The sequence below is a fragment of the Phenylobacterium sp. genome, from assembly GCF_031181185.1.
GTDB lineage: Bacteria > Pseudomonadota > Alphaproteobacteria > Caulobacterales > Caulobacteraceae > Phenylobacterium.
This window is the reverse complement of record NZ_JAPSKZ010000058.1, coordinates 1-19,433: the sequence shown is the minus strand read 5'-3', so window position 1 is coordinate 19,433 and position 19,433 is coordinate 1. Positions and strand designations below refer to the sequence as shown.

Below are 19,433 nucleotides of genomic sequence, written 5' to 3'. Positions count from 1 at the left end.
CATAGGCCCGCATCGAGGGCACAGTCGCCAGCACGCCGTCACGAAACTCCGCTGACATCGCAAGCACTCCAACAGCCAAGCCGGCGCGGACCGGCCTCCCAGGAATTCGTCCCACTTCCATCGCCCCCGCATCGTGACCTGGATCACCGAAAGTCGACTTTCTCGGACAGAAGCTCGAGCCGCTCGGCGCAGAGGCCGGGGACCTGCGGCGAACAGGCCGGCGGAGGCGCTCCGGGTGTGGCGCAGGGTCGTTCTGATGTGGAGCTGACGTAAGTCCGCGCTGACGCGAGAATTCGAGCGAGACCTGCAGGTCCGCCTGAGGTCTGCGGAGCGCGTCTCGGTGGCTTACTGAGAGCCGCCTCGTTCGAGGTCGGCCGCCTCTAGGGCCGCCGCCACCGCCGGAGCTAATCCGGCGGCGATCCGCCGCACGCCGGCGGCGTTCGGGTGGATGCCGTCCGCCTGGTTGAGCGCGGGCTCCAGCGCGACGCCCTCCAGCAAGAAAGGATAGAGCGGAACTCCGAAGGCCTTCGCCAGCTCCGGGAAGATCCGATCGAACTCCGCCGCATAGGCGCCATACCGGGGCGGCGCGCGCATGCCCGCCAGTAGCACGCCGATCCCGCGCGCCTGCAGCCGGCGGACGATAGCCGCCAGATTGTCCCGCACCTGCTGGGGCGCCACGCCTTGCAGCATGTCGTTGGCGCCCAGCGCCACCACGCAGAGGTTGGTGTCGTCCTGCACGCTGAAGTCGACCCGAGCAACGCCTCCCGCGGTGGTGTCGCCAGAAACGCCGGCGCCCCGAACACGGGCCGGGCTCCCGATTGCGCGGAGCGCGCTCTCAAGCTGTCTGGGCAGGGCTTGATCGGCAGGCAGTCCGAGGCCCGCGGTGATGGAGTCTCCCAGTAAGGTGACGGTCGGCTCGGCCACGGCGGGTCTGGCCGACGGCGCGGGCGCTTGTCGTGGCGCGGAGGGGTCCTGGCTGACCGGTCGAGCCGGCCCCGCCGCGCCGCCCGTCTCCCGGTCGCGCGGCGCGCAGGCGGCGCCAGCGGCGGCAAGGCCTCCGGCGAGCATGGCTCGCCGGGAGAGGAACAGGTGGCGCGCGCGCATGGCGTTCAGACTACATAGGTCTTCGTGACTTCCAAGGCGGCGTCCTCCCGATGACTCTTCCCCCGCTCGTTCTCGAGGATGTGGCCCTCACCCTGCCATCCGCCGCAGGCCCCGTGGAGATCCTGCGCGACGTCTGGCTGCAGGTGGAGCCTGCCGAGACCCTCGCCATCGTTGGTCCCTCAGGATCCGGGAAGTCGTCGCTGATCGCCCTGGCTTCCGGCCTGGAGCGTCCGACCCGCGGGCGCGTCGCGCTCCTCGGGGAAGACCTGGCGCGGCTCGACGAGGACGGCCGGGCCCGGCTTCGCCGCGGCAAGGTGGCGCTGGTGTTCCAAAGTTTCCACCTGCTGCCGAACATGACGGCCGAGGAAAACGTCGCAGCTCCCCTCGAGATCGCGGGAGCCCGAGACGGGACAAGGACGGCCCGGGCCTGGCTTGACCGCGTCGGGCTGTCGGCGCGCTGCACCCACTATCCGCACCAGCTGTCCGGAGGGGAGCAGCAGCGGGTGGCGCTGGCCCGGGCGCTCGCCGCGCGGCCCGCCCTGCTCTTCGCCGACGAGCCCACCGGCAATCTCGACGCCGCCAACGGCGCCTTGGTGACCGAGCTGATGTTTGAGCTGGCGCAGGAGCTCAGCACGACCCTGGTGCTCGTCACGCATGACGCGGAGCTGGCCGCCCGGGCTGGCCGGCTCGTGCGCATGCAGGACGGACGCATCGTCGGGGCGGGGACGCCCACGTGACGCCACTGGCGCTTCGCTTCGCGTTGCGGGAGCTCCGCTCCGGCGTCGCGGGCTTTCGGATCTTCCTGGCCTGCCTGGCCCTGGGTGTCGCGGCGCTCGCGGCCGCGGGTTCGACGGCCGAAGCCTTCCGCCGCGGCTTGGCCGCGGAGTCCCGGGCGATCCTCGGCGGCGATGCGGTCTTCAGCGTTTCGCAGCGGCGCTTCACGGGCGCCGAGCGCGCGTCCATCGAACGTCTCGGCCCCATCAGTACGGCAGTGCGCGGCGCGGTCATGGCTGAAGCCCCCTCCGGCGCGCGGCGGCTTGCGGACCTGCGGGGCGTTGGTCCCGGCTATCCGCTCGTCGGTACGGTGGAGCTGCGGGGCGCAGCGAGCCTGGAGACGGCGCTGCGGCGGGAGGACGGCGCCTGGGGGGCCGCGGTGGAGCAGCCGCTGCTGGATCGTCTCGGGTTGCGGATCGGTGATCGTTTCGAAGCTGGCGGCGCCCGGTTCGTTGTGAGGGCGGTGCTGGTGGCCGAGCCGGATCGAATGGGGCGCGGCTTCGCGCTCGCGCCGCGGGTGCTCGCCCGGATCGAGGCCGTGGAGGCTGCCGGCGTGCTGACTCCGGGCGGCCTCTTCGGCGAGTCCATCCGTGTGCTCCTGCCCACGCACGCCGACCCGGTCGCCGCCATCAACCTCATCCGCAAGGCGCATCCCGATCCTGGATTCGACGCGCGCGACCGCTCCCGGGCGGCGGCGGGCGCCGAGCGCTTGATCGACCAGCTTGAGTACTACCTTGGCTTCATCGGCTTGGCCGCCCTCGTGGCGGGCGGCCTCGGCGTGGCCGGAGCGGTGTCGGCCTACCTGGAGGGCCGCAAGCCTTCCATCGCAACTCTGAAGGCGCTGGGCGCCACGGGCGCTCTCATTCGGAACGTCTACCTGATCCAGGTGGGCGTGCTCGCCGCGCTAGGCCTCGTACTGGGCCTCGCCGTCGGAGCCAGCGCCCCGCTGATCATGGGCGCGCTCGTGGCTGACCGACTGCCCTTGCCGGCTCTGTTTGCGGTCTACCCCGCGCCGCTTCTGCGTGCCGCCCTGTTCGGCGGCCTGGCAGCCTTGGCTTTCGCGCTGGCTCCCCTCGCCCGGGCGCGGCGCACGCCACCCGTGGCGCTGTTCCGCCAGGCCGCTTCCGCCCCGCCTGGCCTCGGGCCTGAAACCCTGGGCGCGGCCGCCGCGGGGATCGGCCTCGTTCTACTGGCCATCGCGACGGCGCCCAGCCGCCCGGCCGCCGTTGGCCTCATCCTCGGAACCGCGACGGCGTTCGCTCTCCTGTGGGCGCTAGGCAACGGCGGCGCACACCTGGCGTCGCGCCTTCGCCGAGGCGCGCGAGGCGCCCTCCGCCTGGGCCTGGCCAACCTCGCAGGACCGCGCTCAGCGGCCCGGACCGCCACACCGTCCATCGGCCTTGGCGTGGCGCTGCTCACCGCGGTGATGCTGGTCCAGTCAAGCCTGCTAGCCCAGATCCGCGAGGTGGCGCCCCGAACCGCGCCGTCGACCGTCTTCACCGAGATTCCCGCCGACCGGACCGCCGCCTTCGAGCAGGTGATGGCGGAAACGTTGGGCCGTCCCGGACCCGACCGGCTGCTCGTCGCTCCGGTGACCAGCGGACGCATCGTGCGCCTCAATGGCCAGCCTGTGGACCCGAGTCGGATCGCCCCTGGGGAGCGCTGGGCCTATGACGAGGACCTTATCGTCTCCGCCGTCGACGGGCCACGGGACGAGGGCGTGGTGGCCGGCCGCTGGTGGCGACGGGACTACCGCGGCCCACCGGTGGCGGCCATGGAGGTGGAGGCCGCGCGCGGCGCAGGCCTTCGGGTCGGCGACACCATCACGGTCCAGGTCCTGGGTCGCGAGATCGACGCCCGTCTCGCCGTGCTGCGGCGCGTGGACTGGAGCGGCTTCGGACTCAACTTCGCCTTGGTGCTCAACACCGGCGCGATCGAAGGCGCGCAGCCCCGCCGCGTCGCGATCGCGCGCGCCAGCGCCGAGCAGGAGGCCGCCGCCATCCGGCGGCTGGGCGACGACCTTGAGAGCGTCAACGTCATCAGCGTCCGCGAGCAACTCGAACAAGCCGCCTCCGTCTTCGAGCAACTCACCCTGGCGGTTCGCGGCGCAGCCGCCGTGGCGGGCCTTGCCGGGGTCCTCGTGCTGGCGGGCGCTGTCGCCGCCGACGCTCGCGGCAGGGCGCGGGAGGGGGCCGTGCTGAAAGTGCTGGGCGCCACCCGAGGGCAGGTCCTCCTCGCCTATGTGGTCGAGTTCGGTCTCGTGGGTCTCGCCGCCGGCGCCACCGGCGTCGCCCTTGGCGCCGCCGCCTCCTGGCCGATCATCGCGTTGGTGTTCGAGACGGCGTGGCGTTTCGACTGGCTTGCTGTGGCTGCGCTCGTAGGCGCGACGGCTGCACTGGGAGCGCTCGCAGGGGCCCTGGCGACCGCGCACGCGCTCTCCAAGCGACCGGCTCCGACCTTACGGGACGGTTGAGCCGACGGCCGCTTCACCGGAGGCCAAGCGCTAGCCCCGCCAGCGCAGAAGGCGCGGCCGCGGCGGTTCAGGGTCTGCGCACGATGGATCGATGGCTCGGGTCGCGGCCCTAAAAGCGGCCAAGGCCGATGCGTCGTTGTCACGAACGTCCACGGAAGGTCGCGCAGGGCTCATTTTCCGGGGCAGGATGGCGGTGACGGGGCCAATAAACTTCAGCTCGGACAACTACTTAGCCGCCTTCCCGAGGGATGCCAACTTCGTCACCCCTCTCGCCCCCTGATCTGGCACGCTTGGCACGCCCGAAAAGCTGAAGAAGAACAAGGAGGTAACCAGGGTCGGCGGGGGTGACAAGAGGGGTGCCAGTTCCGAGGGCACCAACCTACGGCTGACACTCCTTGATCGGCCCGTCTGCCGACAGGTTGTCGAGAGTGGCGTTGCCGCACTTCAGCATGTCATCGTAAGCAGCATCAGCCTTGCGGTACGCCTCGTCGGCCTTCCGTTCAGCCATCCAGACACCCCAGTTGGCGGCCACGAACGCGACCCCCGCCAGGGCTACGAGGGCCAGGACAATGAACCTCCTTCGCATGCCCACATGGTAGAGCTTGGCAGTGCTGTTGCCCAGACTATCGTGCCAGGTTGGCACCCTTGGAGCGGAAAAAGCGTAGCAAAATTAGAAGGGGGATGGCGGTGACGGAGGGATTCGAACCCTCGATACGCTTTCACGTATGACGATTTAGCAAACCGTTGCCTTCAGCCACTCGGCCACGTCACCAGCACGCCGGGCGGCAGACCGCCCGCGGAGGGCGGTTATTAGCGGACGAAGGTCGCTCTGCCTAGCGGGTTGCGCGGGGCAAATTGACCTTCACTGGGTTGGCGCTCCTCAGCCCTGGGCCAGCCACTCGCGCGCCTGCCGCTGGGCTTCGGCGACCTCGTCCGAGGCCATCTCGTCCGCCAGTTCCTTGCGGTAGATCTTGGCCTCGATCGAGCCGCGCATGGCGGCCAGGTTGAACAGCATGTGGGCCGAGACGTAGTCGAGCGGCGCGCCGCCCTGACCCGTCGAATAGAGCAGGCCCAGCCGGAACAGTTCGTCGCCCGAAGCATCGGGCGTCGGGAGCGGCAAGCCTTCGCTCTTCATGTCCATGCTCGCCAGCATGATCTTAGCGTTCCTGTACGCGGGGCCGGCGGATCCGGTTTTCGGAGCCTCTTCCGACCTTACGAAGCACAGGAAACCAAGGTTAAGCTGAACACATGGTTAAGCGCGCTGTTGTCCGGCCTTCATCGAAAGATCAGCGCGCAGAATTCGGCGGATCGACTATCGCGCTCGCTGGCCGAACAGCACCTTGCGCGCCTCTTCGGCCTCCTTGCCCGAGGCGTTGAGGCCTGGCCCTCGGCGCAACTCCTCGCCTTTCGCCAGCGCCCGCTTCACCGCCTCCCGCGCCAGCACGCGCTCGTGCCAGGCCTTCACGTTCGGGAACTCATCCAGGTGGATGCCCAGGGCCTTCCAGGCGCTGACCCAAGGCGCGGTCGCCATGTCGGCGATGGAATAATCGCCCGCCAGGTGCTCGCGGCCGTCCAGCCGCCGCTCCATCACGCCGTACAGCCGGTGCACCTCGTTGGAGTAGCGGACGGCGCCGTAGGCGAGATGCCGCTGGTCCGAGGTCATCATGGGCGCGTAGTTGCGGAAGTGGTTCGCCTGGCCGCTGTTGGGCCCCAGGTTGGCCATCTGCCACATCAGCCATTCCTCGACCGCTACGCGGCCGCGTTCGTCCGCGCCGAAGAACTGCCCCGTCTTGCGGCCGAGGTACTGCAGGATGGCGCCCGACTCGAAGACGGAGATCGGCTCCCCGCCAGGGCCGTCAGGGTCGACGATGGCCGGCATGCGATTGTTCGGGCTGATCGCCAGGAACTCGGGCTTGAACTGGTCGCCGCGGCCGATGTTCACCGGCACGATTTCGTAGGCCAGGCCCATCTCCTCGAGGGCGATGGTCACCTTGTGCCCATTCGGCGTCGGCCAGTAATGCACCTGAATCGGCGAACTCATCTCGTCCCTCTCTGCTGTCGTGAGCGTGGCCCTGCGCCATAGATGGCGAGGCTGGCGGCTGTGGCAAGCCGACGCAGCGGAGCCAACGGTGCTCCGCACGTTCAGCCTCAGTTCACGCGGACGGCCGCATTGTGCGAACGTTCGTCGATCAACCTCGGAGACTGTCCGGCGTCATGAAACGCCTGATCCTCACGCTTGCCGCCGTCACGGCGCTCGCCGCCTCGCCCCTGGCGGCGGACTTCGCGATCGCCAAGGACAAGGGCGGCCGCGGCGAAGACGGTCGTGGACGCGGTCAGGGCCGTGGCCCGGGTCAGTATCGTGGCGACGACGGCCCCCGCTGGGAGCGCCGCGGCCCGCCCGAGGGTCGGGGCTACGACCGCCGCCGCGGGTACGACGGCCCGCCGCCCGGCGCCTATCGCGCGCCCAGGCCCGGCGGCCGGATCCCGCCCGAGTACCGGGGCCCGCCGGTCGCCGACTATCCCCGCTACCGCCTGCGGCCGCCGCCGGCCGGCTACGCCTGGCGGCGGATGGGCGACGCCTTCGTGCTCACCGACCGCGAAGGCCGGATCTTCGACGTCATCCCGGACTAGGGGCTAAAGCCCCAGCTTCGCCCGCAGCAGCTCGTTCACGGTCCCGGGGTTGGCCTTGCCCTGCGTGGCCTTCATCACCTGGCCCACGAACCAGCCGATAGCCTGAGGCTTGTCCTTCACCGCGGCCGCCTGGCCGGGGTTCGCCGCGATCAGATCGTCGATGATCTTCTCGAGCGCGCCGGTGTCGCTGACCTGCTTCAGGCCCTGCTTCTCGACGATGTCGGTCGGCGCGCCCTCGCCCGCCCACATCCGCTCGAACACGTCCTTGGCGATCTTGGACGAGATCACGCCCTCTTCGATCAGTTGGACGAGTTCGGCGATGGCCTGCGGGCCGATGGGACTGTCCGCGATGTCCTGGCCCGCCGCCGACAGCTTGGCGGCTAGGTCGTTCGTCACCCAGTTGGCCACCAGCTTCGCGTCGCGCCCCTTGGCGGCGACCTCATAGAAGTCGGCCTTGGCCTGGTCGGCGATCAGCACGCCCGCGTCATAGGCCGAAAGGCCGTACTGCGACTGGAAGCGCTGCTTCTTGGCGTCGGGCAGCTCGGGCAGGCTGGCCTCGATCTCCTTCACCCACTTGGCGTCCAGCTCCAGCGGCAGCAGGTCCGGATCGGGGAAATAGCGGTAGTCGTGCGCCTCTTCCTTCGAGCGCATCGAGCGCGTCTCGCCCTTGTTCGGATCGAACAGGCGGGTCTCCTGGTCGATCTTGCCGCCGTCCTCCAGGATCTCGATCTGGCGGCGAGCCTCGTACTCGATCGCCTGCTGCATGAAGCGGAACGAGTTGACGTTCTTGATCTCGCAGCGTGTGCCCAGGTGGCTGAAGTCGCCGGTCTCGCGATACTTCTCGTAGGCGCCCGGCCGGCAGACCGAGACGTTCACGTCGGCCCGCAAGTTGCCCTTCTCCATGTCGCCGTCGCAGCTGCCCAGGTAGATCAGGATCGTGCGCAGCTTCTTCACATAGGCCGCCGCCTCTTCCGAAGAGCGCATGTCGGGTCGGGACACGATCTCCATCAGGGCCGTGCCCGCGCGGTTCAGGTCGACGTAGGTGAAGTTGGGGTCCTGGTCGTGCAGGCTCTTGCCGGCGTCCTGTTCCAGGTGCAGCCGCTCGATCCGGACCGTGAAGGTCGATCCGTCGTCGCGTTCGACGATGACCTCGCCCTCGCCCACGATCGGGTGCTGGTACTGGCTGATCTGATAGCCCTGCGGCAGGTCCGGATAGAAGTAGTTCTTCCGATCGAAGCGGCTCTTCAGGTTGATCTGCGCCTTCAGGCCCAGGCCGGTCTTGATCGCCTGCTCCACGCAGTGGCGGTTGATGACCGGCAGCATGCCCGGCATGGCGGCGTCCACCAGGCTGACCTGCTCGTTCGGCCCCGCGCCGAAGCCGACGGCCGCGCCGGAGAACAGCTTGGCGTTGGAGGCCACCTGGGCGTGCACCTCGAGGCCGAGGACGACTTCCCACGGACCGGTGCGGCCCTGGATCAGCTTGGTGTTGGCGGTTTCGCTCATGGCCGCTTCCCTACTGCCGGTCGCGCGCGAGGTGAAGTGCGATCACAATCTCCCTTGCGCAAAGGCCACGAAATGGCCTCAAGCTTGCCGGCGCTTTACGGCGTCCAGACAAACCTCCCGGGGGAAGGAACACCCATGAAGACCATCGCTCTCGCCGCCGTCGCCGCGGCCCTGATCGCGAGCCCGGCGCTCGCCCAGGAACACAACCACGCGAACCACGGCGCCGCCGCGCCGGCCGCCGCCGCGGGCAAGCTGTCGGTCGAAAGCACGCCGATCGGCGAGATCGTGAAGAACGAGAAGGCCAAGGCCGCCCTCGAAAAGGCCCTGCCGCAGATCCAGCAGTTCTACGACCAGATCGGCACAATGACGCTGGCGCAGGTCGCCCCGATGAGCCAGGGCGCCATCGACGACGCCAAGCTCAAGGAAATCCAGGCCGAGTTCGACAAGATCCAGTAGGATCTGACGCAGGTCTGAGAACACAACGCCCGCCGTCGCCGGCGGGCGTTTTTGCTTCTAGCTCACCACCACTTCTGGGGCTTGGCCTTGAAGTCGGCGGCCTTCTCGATGGCCGAGCCCAACGAGAACAGCGTGCCCTCGTCCAGCGCCCGGCCGATCAGCTGCAGGCCCAGCGGCAGCCCATTGGCGTCGACCCCCGCCGGAACGCTCATGCCCGGCAGGCCGGCCAGGTTCACCGTCACGGTGAAGATGTCGTTCAAATACATGGCCACCGGATCGTCCGACTTCTCGCCGAGGGCGAAGGCCGCCGACGGCGCGGTCGGGGTGAGGAGCGCATCCACCTTCTGCCAGGCCTGATCGAAGTCGTCGGCGATGCGCCGGCGGACCTTCAGGGCCTTGAGGTAGTAGGCGTCGTAGTAGCCGGCCGACAGCACATAGGTGCCGATCAGGATCCGCCGCTTCACCTCGTTGCCGAAGCCTTCCGCTCGCGTCTGCTCGTAGGTTTGGGTGAGGTTGTTCCCCTCGACCCGCAGGCCGTAGCGCATGCCGTCGTAGCGGGCGAGGTTCGACGACGCCTCGGCGGGCGCGATGATGTAGTAGGCGGGCAGTGCGTACTTGGTGTGCGGCAGGCTGACCTCGACGATCTCGCAGCCAGCCTCCCTGAGCCAGGCGATGCCCTGTTCCCAAAGCTTCTCGATCTCGGGCGGCATGCCCTCGACGCGGTACTCCTTCGGGATGCCCACCCGCAGCCCCTTCACCGACTTGCCGCAGAAGCTGGCAAAGTCCGGCGTCTCGACCGGAAGGCTGGTGGAGTCCTTCGGGTCGTGGCCGGCCATCGACGACAGCAGGATGGCGCTGTCCTCGACGGTGCGCGCCATCGGCCCTGCCTGGTCCAGCGACGACGCGAAAGCGACGATGCCCCAGCGCGAGCAGCGCCCGTAGGTCGGCTTGATGCCGACGGTGCCGGTGAACGCCGCCGGCTGGCGGATCGAGCCGCCGGTGTCGGTGGCCGTCGCGCCCAGGCAGAGCTCGGCGGCGACCGCCGCGGCCGAACCGCCGGACGAACCGCCCGGCGTCAGCCGGGCATTGCCGCCCTGCGCGCGCCACGGGTTCACGACAGGCCCCCAGGCCGAAGTCTCGTTGGACGAGCCCATGGCGAACTCGTCCATGTTGAGCTTGCCCAGCATCACGGCCCCGTCGCCCCACAGGTTGGCGCTGACGGTGGATTCGTAAGCCGGCTTGAAGCCCTTCAGGATCTTGGAGCCTGCGGTCGACTCCACGCCCTCGGTGCAGAACAGGTCCTTGATGCCGAGCGGCGCGCCTTCCAGACGGCCGGCCTCGCCCCGGGCGCGGCGTTCGTCAGAGGCCCTGGCCATCTCGAGCGCGCGATCCGGCGTCTCAACCACATAGGCGTTCAGCGCGCGGGCGGCCTCGACGGCCTCCACGTGCGCCTGCGTCAGCTCCACCGAAGAGAACGACTTCGAGGCGAGCCCTTCGAGGGCGGCCTTCAGCGTCAGCGAAGTGAGCTCGGCCATTACTCCACCACCTTCGGCACGACGAAGAAGTTCTTGGCGGCCTTCGGGGCGTTGCCCAGGACCTTGGCGGGGTCGCCGCCGTCGGTGACCACGTCGTCGCGCATCGGCAGGGTGGTCTCCACGGACGTGGTCATGGGCTCCACGCCGTTGGTGTCCACCTCGTTCAACTGCTCGATCCAGTTCAGGATCCCGGACAGCTCCTTGGCGAGGGGCTCCAGTCGGTCTTCCGGCTCGGCGATCCGCGCGAGCCTTGCGACCTTGCGGACGGTCGCAGCGTCGATAGCCATGGGGGCTCCTTGAAACTCAGGCGCGTGGGTTAGCCGTGCGGCGGCGCATTTTGCAAGCTATGGGTGGCCGATGGCCGTCATCGACCTCACCGAACTGCCCGATCTGACCCCGAAGAACACGCCCCTGGTCGGCTTGGACCTGGGCGAGAAGACCATCGGGGTGGCGGTCTCCGATGCGACGCGCTTTGTGGCGAGCCCGCTGGAGCTGATCCGCAAGACCAAGTTCACCGACGACGCGGGCGCGCTCTTCAAGCTGATGGAAAGCCGCCACGCTTCGGGCCTCGTCATCGGCCTGCCGGTGAACATGGACGGGACCGAAGGCGCCCGCTGCCAGTCCAACCGCGCCTTCGCCCGCAACCTGCTCAGGCTGCGCGATGTGCCCATCGCCTTCTGGGACGAGCGGATGTCGACCATGGCGGTCAATCGCATGCTCGTCGGCGAGGCGGACATGACCCGCGCCCGCCGCGCCGACGTGGTCGACAAGATGGCCGCCGCCTGGATCCTCCAGGGCGCGCTGGACCGTTTGCGGAACCTCTAGAGCCCGCCGGCGAAGAAATCCCGCTTGCCCAGCGTCACGCCATGGTGACGGCAGATGGCGTAGGCCATCGACAGGTGGAAGTAGACGTTCGGCGTTGCAAACCCCGTGACCCACTGGCCGATCGGCATCGTGGGCTCGATGACGCCGATGTTGAAGGTCAGCGGAACCTCGTCGCGGCCCTGGAACTGCTCGGGCTTCAGCCCGGCCAGGAACGCCTTCGACTTGGCGATGAGGCTCTGCAGCTCCGCGAGCGACGGCTCGCCTTCGGTAGCGGCCGGGACGTCGAACCCTGCGGCGCGGGCCAGCCACTGCGCCGGGAAATCGATTACCACCAGCGCCTGCTGGCGCAGGTTGAACATGTCGGGGGCCAGCCGCCAGTCCAGCATCTCGGCCTCGGAAGTCCCCGTCGCCCGGGCGTGCTCGGCCGCCCGCTCCAGCACATGGCCCACCGTCGTCAGGGCGCGGTCGAACATGCCCACGAAGGTGTAGAGTTCCGTCGTCATCAGTTTCCCCCCGGTTCGATGGCGCTTCTCGCAGCTTGGCCATGACATGGCCCCCTTCCCTCGCCATGAAAAGCCCCCTATGAGCCCGCTTTGATGAGCGGCGCGCCCACCGGCTTGAACGAGGTCCTGCAGCGGACCTTCTCGTTTCCCAAGCGCCACTTCCTTTCCGCGACCGATCTGAACGAGGTGGAGGTCGCCAGCCTCCTGGATCTCGCCGACGGCTTCGTCAGCCTGAACCGCCAGACCTCGAAGAAGCTCGACCTGCTCAAGGGTCGGACGCTGATGAACCTGTTCTTCGAGAACTCGACCCGCACCCAGTCCAGCTTCGAACTCGCCGGAAAGCGCCTGGGCGCCGACGTGGTCAACATGAGCCCCCGCTCGTCGTCGATCTCGAAGGGCGAAACCCTGATCGACACGGCGGTGACGCTGAACGCCATGCAGCCCGACCTGCTGGTGATCCGCCACTCGTCGTCGGGCGCGGCCTCCCTGCTCTCGCAGAAGGTGGGCTGCTCTGTGATCAACGCCGGCGACGGCCAGCACGAGCACCCGACTCAGGCGCTCCTGGACGCGCTTTCGATGCGCCGGGCGTTCGGCCGCATCGCCGGCCTGAAGGTGGCGATCTGCGGCGACGTCCTGCATTCCCGGGTGGCGCGATCGAATATCGCCATGCTGCAGATGCTGGGCGCCCACGTCCGGCTGGTGGGCCCGCCCACCCTCATCCCGTCGGCAGCGCACCGCTGGAACGTCGAGGTCTTCCACGACATGCGCCGCGGCATCGCCGGTTGCGACGTCGTGATGATGCTGCGTCTCCAGCTCGAGCGGATGGACGGCGTCATGGCGCCGTCGCAGCGCGAGTATTTCCGGTTCTATGGCCTGGACCGCGAGAAGCTGGCCCACGCCGCCCCGCACGTGCGCGTCATGCACCCCGGTCCGATGAACCGCGGGGTCGAGATCGACTCCGACGTGGCCGACGACCTGTCGGTCAGCCTGATCCAGGATCAGGTGGAGATGGGCGTCGCGGCCCGGATGGCCGTGCTGACGTCCCTGGCCGCGCGTCTGGACAACGAACGATGAGCGCCCGTCCCGTCGCCTTCACGAACGTGCGCCTGCTGGACCCGGCGTCCGGCTACGACGGCCCCGGCGCGGTGGTCGTCACCGAAGGCGTCATCGCCGACGTGGTCCAAGGCGGCGAGCCGGGCTCGCTCTCCAGGGATGTCGAGATCATCGACGGCGGCGGCAAGCTGCTGATCCCCGGCCTGATCGACATCCGGGTGAAGACCGGCGAGCCGGGTTCGGAAACCAAGGAGACGCTGAAGTCCGCCGGCCGCGCGGCCGCCGCGGGTGGCGTCACCACCATCGTTGTGCAGCCCGACACCCATCCGGTCGTCGACGAGCCCTCGGTCGTGGACTTCATCCTTCGCCGGGCGCGCGACATCGAGCTGGTCAACGTCTACCCGGCCGGCGCGGCGACCAAAGGCGTGCAGGGCGAGCGGATGGCCGAGATCGGCCTGATGCACGAGGCCGGCTGCCTCTATGTCACCGACGCCGACCGGCCGATCGTCAATTCCAAGGTCTTCCAGCGGGTGCTGGCCTACGCCAAGGCGTTCGACACGCCTGTGGCGCACCGGCCGGCCGACCCTTGGCTCTCCGCCGGCGCCGCGGCCACCTCGGGCGAGTTCGCCGCGCGCATGGGCCTGCCGAACGTCCCTGCGGTCGCCGAGAAGATCATGCTCGAGCGCGACCTGGCGCTGGCCGAGCTCACCGGCGCCAAGCTGATCGTCGACCAACTGACCACCGCCGGCGCGCTGGAAAGCTTCGAGCGGGCGGTGAAGCGCGGCGTCAACGCGACCGCCACCACCTCGATCAACCACCTGTCCTTCAACGAACTCGACATCGGCGACTACCGCACCTTCTGCAAGCTGGACCCGCCGCTGCGCAGCGAAGACGACCGCCAGGCCGTCATCGACGCCGTCGCCTCCGGGCTCATCAAGGTGATCGTCTCGGCCCACGCCCCCGCGCCGGCCGAGGACAAGCGCCTGCCCTACGACGAGGCCGCCCCCGGCGCGGTGGGTCTCGAGACTTTGCTGGCGGCCCTGCTCGCCTTCCACCACGAAGGCCGCATTCCGCTGGTCGACCTGATCCGCACCGTCACCAGCGCCCCGGCCGAACTGCTGGGCCTGCCCGCCGGCCGCATCGCCAAGGGCGCGCCGGCCGACCTCGTGCTGTGCGACCCCAACGCCCCCATCGTAATCGACGCCGACAAGCTGACGTCGAAGTCCAAGAACTCGCCCTTCGACGGGCGGATGCTTCAGGGGAAGGTGCTGCGGACCGTGGTCGACGGCCGGACGGTGTTCCAGGCGTAGCTGGCGCCCCTGTTCTCTCTTTGTTCTGGACTAGCCGAACCTGCGCCGTTAGTGTGCGCGTTTGGCAGCAGGGGTGAGAGATGGCTGGCATGCCTTGGGGTGAAGCCCGGACGGTTCCTGATCCGGACGGCGACGCATACGACGAGATGTGCCGAAAGCAACGGGCGTTCAACGATGCGCGAGAGGCCGACCTGTGCCGGCGTTCAGCCGCGCAGAAGATCAAGGATACCGCGGAAACGGCCGGGAAGGTGCAAAAGGCCGCCGAAGTTGGTTCCGCGATGTTCGCTGTCTTGTCGGGCGCCGATGAGGACCAGAAGGCGGCCCAGGCGATCAGGAGGTTCGGCGGTCCGGTCGGCCCCGCACTCTCTCTGACGGCGGCGAAGGCTGGCTATAATGCGGATCGCCAGCGTGGGATGTCAGGGGACGAAGCTCTCATTCGGAACGGTGGCGGATTCTTGCTCGGCCAAGGCATCGGAAAAGTCGGCGCCGTCAGCTTTGGAGCCGCCGCGGCGCCCCTGGCGCCCAGGATTCCGGCGGCCATACCCGCGGCCGTCGCCTTAGGGGAGTATATCGGCGAACGAGACGGCGAGATGCTCGCGGATGGCATCGCGGACAGCTGGGTCGGCCTGAAAACCAAAGCGCGCGACATTAGCGGCGCCATGCTTGGAGGTGTTCGCCTTTTGAACGATCCAGCCGCGCACGTCAGTCGAGGTCGCTTGGGGGCGGACCCGCATGGCCGCTGGTGAGCGCGTCGTGATCGGCCGGGTGGCTCCCGTGACCACCTGGCTGATCGTTCTGGGCTCCATGGCCCTCGTCGCGCTGCTGCTCTGGATGGCGCTGTTGCGAGGCTATTATCACCCTCGCCGCGAGGGTTTGCAGTTCGGCGTCCTCTACTTCCTGCCGGTGCTGATCCCCCTGATCAGCGTCATCGCATTCTTCGGCCACCGGATCTTCGCGCTGCTCTTCCGGCGCGGCGCGGCGCTCTACATCGAAGGGGGTTTGCTCCTTAACCCTCCCAGAGTGGCGAAAGGCATCCCGCTCGAAGACATCTCGCGCATCGCCGTGGGACCCGATCAGATCTTCGTAGGGATTGCGGCAAACTTTGGGATCGTCACCCACCAAGGCCGGGAAGTCTGGTTCGCGGCGCCCTTCTATCGGGAAACGGCCGAAGCCATGGCGATCGCCTTGAAAGAAGAACTCAAGCGGCGCGGGCTGCAGATCGGCCCTATCGCACATGAGTGGGATTCTGACCCGTCGCCGTAAGGCGACTAGCTCTTGGCGTCCATGGCGGGTTCCTCCGGTATCCTGAAGCTTGGGCTTACCCAGTCCGCGCGCAAGCGCCGGTTTCGCGGTCGTGGCCCGGAGTTCTCTTTTTGTTTCCACAGCCGCGCTCGCTGTTCTAGACTTCGCGCGTCCGGTCGCTAGGACTCCTCCTGCACTGGGGGAGCGCCAATGTTCGAATCTCTGAATCTCGTCCTGACCGCGGCGGCCGTGATCGGCGGCTACCTGCTGGGATCGATCCCGTTCGGGGTCATCGCCACCAAGTTGGGCGGCGCCGGCGACGTCCGCTCCATCGGTTCAGGCAACATCGGCGCGACCAACGTCCTGCGCACGGGTCGCAAGGACCTGGCGCTGATCACCCTGCTTGGCGACGGCGGCAAGGGGGCGGTGGCCGTATTCCTGGCCTGGCTGGCCACACGCGACGCCGACGTCGAGGTTCAAGCGACCCTGACGGCGCTGGCCGGCGCCTCGGCCTTCCTGGGCCACCTGTTCCCCGTCTGGCTGGGCTTCAAGGGCGGCAAGGGCGTGGCGACGTTCTTCGGCACCCTGTTGGCCGCCGCCTGGCCGGTCGGCCTGCTGGCCGGCGCCACCTGGCTGGTGGTGGCCTTCCTGTTCCGGATCTCCTCGCTGGCCGCGCTGGTCGCGGCCGCGCTGGCGCCCGTGTTCGTCTTCCTGGTCGGCCGGCCCGAGCCGATCGCCCTGATGGCGTTCTTCATGGCCATCCTGATCTACGTACGCCACGCGCCGAACATCCGCCGCCTGCTGAAGGGCGAGGAGCCGCGCATTGGTGGGTCGAAGAAGGCCGACGCTTGATCCGCAAACTCACCGACGCCCAGCGCCGCGACTGGCTGCGGCTCGCTCGCACCGAGAATGTGGGCGCCGTCACCTTCGACCAGCTGATCGGCCGCTTCGGCGAGCCGGCTCTGGCGCTGGCCGCCCTGCCCGACCTCGCCCGCCGCGGGGGGCGGATGAGCGCGTTGCGCGTCCCCTCCGAGGCCGAGGCCGAGGCCGAGCTCGAAGCCGGCGCTGGCCTGGGCGCACGCCTGATCGCCGCCTGCGAGCCCGACTTCCCGCAAGCGCTGGCGGCGCTCGACCCACCGCCGCCGCTCATCTGGGTGCGCGGCAGGACCGAGCTGTTGGGACAGTCCTGCGTCGCCATCGTCGGCGCCCGCGTCGCCTCCGCCGCCGGCCAGCGCTTCGCCCGCGGCCTGGCCGCCGACCTGGGGAAGACCGGCCATGTCGTCGTCTCCGGCATGGCCCGCGGCATCGACGGCGCGGCCCACGAGGGCGCCCTGCCCACCGGCACGGTCGCGGTGCTCGGCGGCGGGGTCGACGACGTCTATCCGCCCGAGCATCGGCCGCTCTACGAACGCTTGGTGGACGAAGGCTGCGTCGTCTCGGAAAGCGAACCGGGCCGCACGGCCGTGGCCCGCGACTTCCCGCGCCGCAACCGGATCATCGCCGGCCTCTCCCGCGCCGTCGTGGTGGTGGAGGCCGAGATGCGCTCGGGATCGCTGATCACCGCCCGCTTGGCGGCCGAGCAGGGCCGCGAGGTCCTGGCGGTGCCTGGCTCGCCGCTGGATCCCCGAGCCAAGGGGACCAACGACCTCATCCGCCAGGGCGCCGCCCTGTGCGAAGGCGTCGACGACGTGCTGAGAGCTCTGGACGGCCTGCGCGACCTGCGCGACCCCGAAGGGCCACGCTATTGCCCCGCGGCCCCGGTCGATCCCGATCCGACCCTCACCCGCAAGGTGGCCGACCTTCTCTCGCCCACGCCGGTCAGCCGCGACGAACTGGTGCGCGCCGCCGGGGCGCCGGCCCCAGCCGTCTTCGCCGCCCTGGTCGAACTTTCCCTCGCCGGGCGGGCCGAATTGCTGCCCGGCGGCATGGTCTCAGCCGCATGAGCCCCTTTAGGGGCTCTCGAAAACCGCGTCGTCCTGGCCGTTGACAGGGGGTCTAGGCCACCCCCACCTTCCGCGCCTCTTTGGGGACCTACCGCCTTTATGAACGTCGTCATCGTCGAGAGCCCGGCCAAGGCCAAGACCATCAACAAGTACCTGGGCTCCGACTTCAAGGTGCTCGCCTCGTACGGCCACGTCCGCGACCTGCCCGCGAAGGACGGTTCGGTGCGCCCGGACGAGGACTTCGCCATGTCCTGGGACGTGGACGCGAAGGCCGCGAAGCGCCTGTCCGAGATCGCGGAGGCCGCCAAGGGCGCCGAGCGCGTGATCCTGGCCACCGACCCGGACCGCGAGGGCGAGGCCATCTCGTGGCACGTGCTGGAGGTCCTGCAGAAGAAGCGCGCGCTGAAGGACGCCAAGGTCCAGCGGGTCGTCTTCAACGCCATCACCAAGTCGGCCGTCACCGAGGCCATGGCCAATCCGCGCGAGCTCGACATGGAGCTGGTCGAGGCCTACCTCGCCCGTCGCGCGCTGGACTATCTGGTGGGCTTCACCCTCTCGCCGGTGCTGTGGCGCAAGCTGCCGGGCGCCCGCTCGGCCGGCCGCGTGCAATCGGTCGCCCTGCGCCTGATCGTCGACCGCGAGCTCGAGATCGAGCGGTTCAAGACCCAGGAATACTGGACCGTGGAGGCCGATGTCGCCGCCGGCGGCGATCCCTTCACCGCGCGCTTGGTGAAGCACGAGGGCAAGCGGCTCTCGAAGTTCGACCTGGCCAACGAGACCCTGGCCTTCGCCGCGCGGGACGCCGTCAAGGCCGCGGCATTCAAGATCGCCTCGGTCGAGCGCAAGCCCGGCCGCCGCTCGCCCCCGCCGCCTTTCACCACCTCGACCCTGCAGCAGGAAGCCGCCCGCAAGCTCGGCTTCTCGGCCCAGCGCACCATGCAGGCCGCCCAGAAGCTGTATGAAGGCGTCGACATCGGCGGCGAGACCGTGGGTCTGATCACCTACATGCGGACCGACGGCGTGCAGACCGCGCCCGAGGCGCTGGACGAGGCGCGCGCCGTGATCGGCGGGCTCTACGGCAAGGACTACGTCCCTGAGAAGCCGCGGTTCTATTCCACCAAGGCCAAGAACGCCCAGGAGGCGCACGAGGCCATCCGCCCCACCAGCCTGGGCCGCAACCCCGGCAAGCTGCGCCTGGAGGGCGATCTCGGCCGTCTGTACGAGCTGATCTGGAAGCGGATGATCGCCTCGCAGATGGAGGCCGCCCGGGTCGAGAAGACCACCATCGACCTCGAAAGCTCGGACCAGCAGACCGCCCTGCGGGCCACCGGCCAGGTGGTGACCTTCCCCGGGTACCTCGCCGTCTACGAGGAAGGCCAGGACGATCCCGAGGACGAGGAAGGCGGCCGCCTGCCTCAGGTCGCCGAAGGCGCACAGGCCACGGTCCGCCAGGCCAAGGCCGACCAGCACTTCACCGAGCCGCCGCCGCGCTATTCCGAAGCCAGCCTCGTCAAGAAGCTGGAAGAGCTGGGCATCGGCCGGCCCTCGACCTACGCCTCGATCCTCGGCGTGCTGCGCGACCGGGCCTATGTCCGCATGGAGAAGCAGCGCTTCGTACCCGAGGACAAAGGCCGCCTGCTCATCGCCTTCCTCGAGGAGTTCTTCCGCCGCTACGTGGAGTACGACTTCACCGCCGGCCTGGAGGAGAAGCTCGACCTGGTCTCGGCCGGCGAGCTCGACTGGAAGGCCCTGCTCCGAGAGTTCTGGACCGACTTCAACGCCAAGGTGGGCGAGACGGCCGAGCTGCGCATGAGCGACGTGCTGACCGCGCTCGACACCGCGCTGGGCCCGCACCTGTTCCCCGCCAAGGCCGACGGCAGCGACCCGCGCGCCTGCCCGGTCTGCGGCACAGGCCGCATGGGCCTGAAGTCGTCGAAGTACGGGCCGTTCATCGGCTGCTCGAACTATCCCGAGTGCCGCCACACCCGGCCGCTGACCGTCTCTGAGGAAGGCGACGAGGCCGCCTCGGGCGACCGCGAGCTGGGGGTCGATCCCGTGACCGGCGTCGTGGTGCTGCTGCT

20 protein-coding genes and 1 tRNA gene are annotated in these 19,433 nt (G+C 69.1%); 12 read left to right on the top strand and 9 right to left on the bottom strand.

The genetic code is table 11. From position 1 onward, the window contains the following. Positions 1-345 precede the first annotated feature (345 nt). Entirely contained in the window at positions 346-1,068 is a 723-nt protein-coding gene (locus RIF93_RS09320) for an arylesterase (protein WP_309090635.1), read from the bottom strand. Between the two features lie 86 nt (positions 1,069-1,154). Here RIF93_RS09320 and RIF93_RS09315 point away from each other — a divergent pair, with 86 nt between their 5' ends. Beyond that, positions 1,155-1,841, top strand: a complete 687-nt coding sequence (locus RIF93_RS09315) for an ATP-binding cassette domain-containing protein (protein ID WP_309090633.1) — start codon at positions 1,155-1,157, stop codon at positions 1,839-1,841. Beyond that, on the top strand, positions 1,838-4,351 hold the full coding sequence (locus RIF93_RS09310; RefSeq protein WP_309090631.1) for an FtsX-like permease family protein: 2,514 nt from the start codon (positions 1,838-1,840) through the stop codon (positions 4,349-4,351). The genes RIF93_RS09315 and RIF93_RS09310 overlap by 4 nt, the downstream gene beginning before the upstream one ends. 379 nt (positions 4,352-4,730) lie before the next feature. On the opposite strand, the gene RIF93_RS09305 is transcribed toward RIF93_RS09310, so the two are convergent. The 4 genes from RIF93_RS09305 to RIF93_RS09290 all read right to left on the bottom strand — a co-directional run bounded on the left by RIF93_RS09305 (position 4,731) and on the right by RIF93_RS09290 (position 6,392). Then, positions 4,731-4,937, bottom strand: a complete 207-nt coding sequence (locus tag RIF93_RS09305) for a hypothetical protein (RefSeq protein WP_309090629.1) — start codon at positions 4,935-4,937, stop codon at positions 4,731-4,733. Positions 4,938-5,033: 96 nt separating this feature from the next. Then, positions 5,034-5,123: transfer RNA gene (locus RIF93_RS09300), tRNA-Ser, on the bottom strand. A 108-nt stretch (positions 5,124-5,231) separates the two neighbouring features. After that, positions 5,232-5,504: a sel1 repeat family protein gene (locus RIF93_RS09295; protein ID WP_309090627.1), complete on the bottom strand. Its 273-nt coding sequence runs from the start codon at positions 5,502-5,504 to the stop codon at positions 5,232-5,234. A 159-nt stretch (positions 5,505-5,663) separates the two neighbouring features. Beyond that, positions 5,664-6,392: a glutathione S-transferase N-terminal domain-containing protein gene (locus tag RIF93_RS09290; protein ID WP_309090625.1), complete on the bottom strand. Its 729-nt coding sequence runs from the start codon at positions 6,390-6,392 to the stop codon at positions 5,664-5,666. A 173-nt stretch (positions 6,393-6,565) separates the two neighbouring features. On the opposite strand from RIF93_RS09290, the gene RIF93_RS09285 reads away from it, so the two are divergent. Then, entirely contained in the window at positions 6,566-6,982 is a 417-nt protein-coding gene (locus RIF93_RS09285) for an RcnB family protein (protein ID WP_309090623.1), read from the top strand. Positions 6,983-6,985: 3 nt separating this feature from the next. Here RIF93_RS09285 and gatB read toward each other — a convergent pair whose 3' ends face one another. Continuing rightward, on the bottom strand, positions 6,986-8,485 hold the full coding sequence (gatB, locus tag RIF93_RS09280) for an Asp-tRNA(Asn)/Glu-tRNA(Gln) amidotransferase subunit GatB (protein ID WP_309090621.1): 1,500 nt from the start codon (positions 8,483-8,485) through the stop codon (positions 6,986-6,988). A gap of 135 nt (positions 8,486-8,620) precedes the next feature. Here gatB and RIF93_RS09275 point away from each other — a divergent pair, with 135 nt between their 5' ends. Next, positions 8,621-8,941, top strand: coding sequence for a hypothetical protein (locus tag RIF93_RS09275; RefSeq protein ID WP_309090619.1), 321 nt, complete (start codon positions 8,621-8,623; stop codon positions 8,939-8,941). A 62-nt stretch (positions 8,942-9,003) separates the two neighbouring features. On the opposite strand, the gene gatA is transcribed toward RIF93_RS09275, so the two are convergent. Together gatA and gatC are read right to left on the bottom strand one after the other, a co-directional pair. Beyond that, positions 9,004-10,476 carry an Asp-tRNA(Asn)/Glu-tRNA(Gln) amidotransferase subunit GatA gene (gene gatA / locus RIF93_RS09270; RefSeq protein WP_309090617.1) on the bottom strand — a complete coding sequence of 491 codons (1,473 nt, stop codon included), beginning with the start codon at positions 10,474-10,476 and terminating at the stop codon, positions 9,004-9,006. Further along, entirely contained in the window at positions 10,476-10,763 is a 288-nt protein-coding gene (gene gatC, locus RIF93_RS09265; RefSeq protein WP_309090615.1) for an Asp-tRNA(Asn)/Glu-tRNA(Gln) amidotransferase subunit GatC, read from the bottom strand. Before gatC ends, gatA begins: the two co-directional genes overlap by 1 nt. 70 nt (positions 10,764-10,833) lie before the next feature. Here gatC and ruvX point away from each other — a divergent pair, with 70 nt between their 5' ends. Next, complete coding sequence (gene ruvX / locus RIF93_RS09260) at positions 10,834-11,301, top strand: Holliday junction resolvase RuvX (protein WP_309090613.1); 468 nt, start codon at positions 10,834-10,836, stop codon at positions 11,299-11,301. On the opposite strand, the gene RIF93_RS09255 is transcribed toward ruvX, so the two are convergent. Continuing rightward, on the bottom strand, positions 11,298-11,804 hold the full coding sequence (locus RIF93_RS09255; protein ID WP_309090611.1) for a DUF1993 domain-containing protein: 507 nt from the start codon (positions 11,802-11,804) through the stop codon (positions 11,298-11,300). The two genes, ruvX and RIF93_RS09255, sit on opposite strands and share 4 nt — an antisense overlap. Positions 11,805-11,897: 93 nt before the next feature. On the opposite strand from RIF93_RS09255, the gene RIF93_RS09250 reads away from it, so the two are divergent. From RIF93_RS09250 to topA, 7 genes are all read left to right on the top strand, one after another. Continuing rightward, a complete protein-coding gene (locus tag RIF93_RS09250; RefSeq protein WP_309090609.1) occupies positions 11,898-12,878 on the top strand; it encodes an aspartate carbamoyltransferase catalytic subunit in 981 nt (326 codons plus the stop codon). After that, positions 12,875-14,167, top strand: coding sequence for a dihydroorotase (gene pyrC / locus RIF93_RS09245; RefSeq protein ID WP_309090607.1), 1,293 nt, complete (start codon positions 12,875-12,877; stop codon positions 14,165-14,167). The genes RIF93_RS09250 and pyrC overlap by 4 nt, the downstream gene beginning before the upstream one ends. Before the next feature lie 80 nt (positions 14,168-14,247). Then, positions 14,248-14,913 (top strand): hypothetical protein, encoded by a 666-nt coding sequence (locus RIF93_RS09240; RefSeq protein WP_309090605.1) that lies wholly within the window; start codon positions 14,248-14,250, stop codon positions 14,911-14,913. Next, entirely contained in the window at positions 14,900-15,430 is a 531-nt protein-coding gene (locus tag RIF93_RS09235) for a hypothetical protein (RefSeq protein ID WP_309090603.1), read from the top strand. Before RIF93_RS09240 ends, RIF93_RS09235 begins: the two co-directional genes overlap by 14 nt. 189 nt (positions 15,431-15,619) lie before the next feature. Then, the gene (plsY, locus tag RIF93_RS09230; RefSeq protein WP_309090601.1) at positions 15,620-16,261 is read left to right on the top strand and encodes a glycerol-3-phosphate 1-O-acyltransferase PlsY; all 642 of its coding nucleotides are present in this window, start codon (positions 15,620-15,622) and stop codon (positions 16,259-16,261) included. After that, entirely contained in the window at positions 16,258-17,352 is a 1,095-nt protein-coding gene (gene dprA / locus RIF93_RS09225) for a DNA-processing protein DprA (protein WP_309090599.1), read from the top strand. Before plsY ends, dprA begins: the two co-directional genes overlap by 4 nt. A gap of 99 nt (positions 17,353-17,451) precedes the next feature. Continuing rightward, positions 17,452-19,433 (top strand): type I DNA topoisomerase (gene topA / locus RIF93_RS09220; protein WP_309090597.1); only part of this gene is annotated, 1,982 nt, incomplete at its 3' end.

Bases quoted from the DNA above. Each gene is read 5' to 3' on its own strand.
- gatB (WP_309090621.1), bottom strand. From the start codon at position 8,485: ATGAGCGAAACCGCCAACACCAAGCTGATCCAGGGCCGCACCGGTCCG.
- RIF93_RS09240 (WP_309090605.1), top strand. From the start codon at position 14,248: ATGGCTGGCATGCCTTGGGGTGAAGCCCGGACGGTTCCTGATCCGGAC.
- RIF93_RS09255 (WP_309090611.1), bottom strand. From the start codon at position 11,804: ATGACGACGGAACTCTACACCTTCGTGGGCATGTTCGACCGCGCCCTG.
- RIF93_RS09250 (WP_309090609.1), top strand. From the start codon at position 11,898: ATGAGCGGCGCGCCCACCGGCTTGAACGAGGTCCTGCAGCGGACCTTC.
- RIF93_RS09320 (WP_309090635.1), bottom strand. From the start codon at position 1,068: ATGCTCGCCGGAGGCCTTGCCGCCGCTGGCGCCGCCTGCGCGCCGCGC.
- RIF93_RS09275 (WP_309090619.1), top strand. From the start codon at position 8,621: ATGAAGACCATCGCTCTCGCCGCCGTCGCCGCGGCCCTGATCGCGAGC.
- RIF93_RS09290 (WP_309090625.1), bottom strand. From the start codon at position 6,392: ATGAGTTCGCCGATTCAGGTGCATTACTGGCCGACGCCGAATGGGCAC.
- RIF93_RS09305 (WP_309090629.1), bottom strand. From the start codon at position 4,937: ATGCGAAGGAGGTTCATTGTCCTGGCCCTCGTAGCCCTGGCGGGGGTC.
- pyrC (WP_309090607.1), top strand. From the start codon at position 12,875: ATGAGCGCCCGTCCCGTCGCCTTCACGAACGTGCGCCTGCTGGACCCG.
- RIF93_RS09295 (WP_309090627.1), bottom strand. From the start codon at position 5,504: ATGCTGGCGAGCATGGACATGAAGAGCGAAGGCTTGCCGCTCCCGACG.
- RIF93_RS09235 (WP_309090603.1), top strand. From the start codon at position 14,900: ATGGCCGCTGGTGAGCGCGTCGTGATCGGCCGGGTGGCTCCCGTGACC.
- gatA (WP_309090617.1), bottom strand. From the start codon at position 10,476: ATGGCCGAGCTCACTTCGCTGACGCTGAAGGCCGCCCTCGAAGGGCTC.
- RIF93_RS09315 (WP_309090633.1), top strand. From the start codon at position 1,155: ATGACTCTTCCCCCGCTCGTTCTCGAGGATGTGGCCCTCACCCTGCCA.
- ruvX (WP_309090613.1), top strand. From the start codon at position 10,834: ATGGCCGTCATCGACCTCACCGAACTGCCCGATCTGACCCCGAAGAAC.
- gatC (WP_309090615.1), bottom strand. From the start codon at position 10,763: ATGGCTATCGACGCTGCGACCGTCCGCAAGGTCGCAAGGCTCGCGCGG.
- plsY (WP_309090601.1), top strand. From the start codon at position 15,620: ATGTTCGAATCTCTGAATCTCGTCCTGACCGCGGCGGCCGTGATCGGC.
- RIF93_RS09285 (WP_309090623.1), top strand. From the start codon at position 6,566: ATGAAACGCCTGATCCTCACGCTTGCCGCCGTCACGGCGCTCGCCGCC.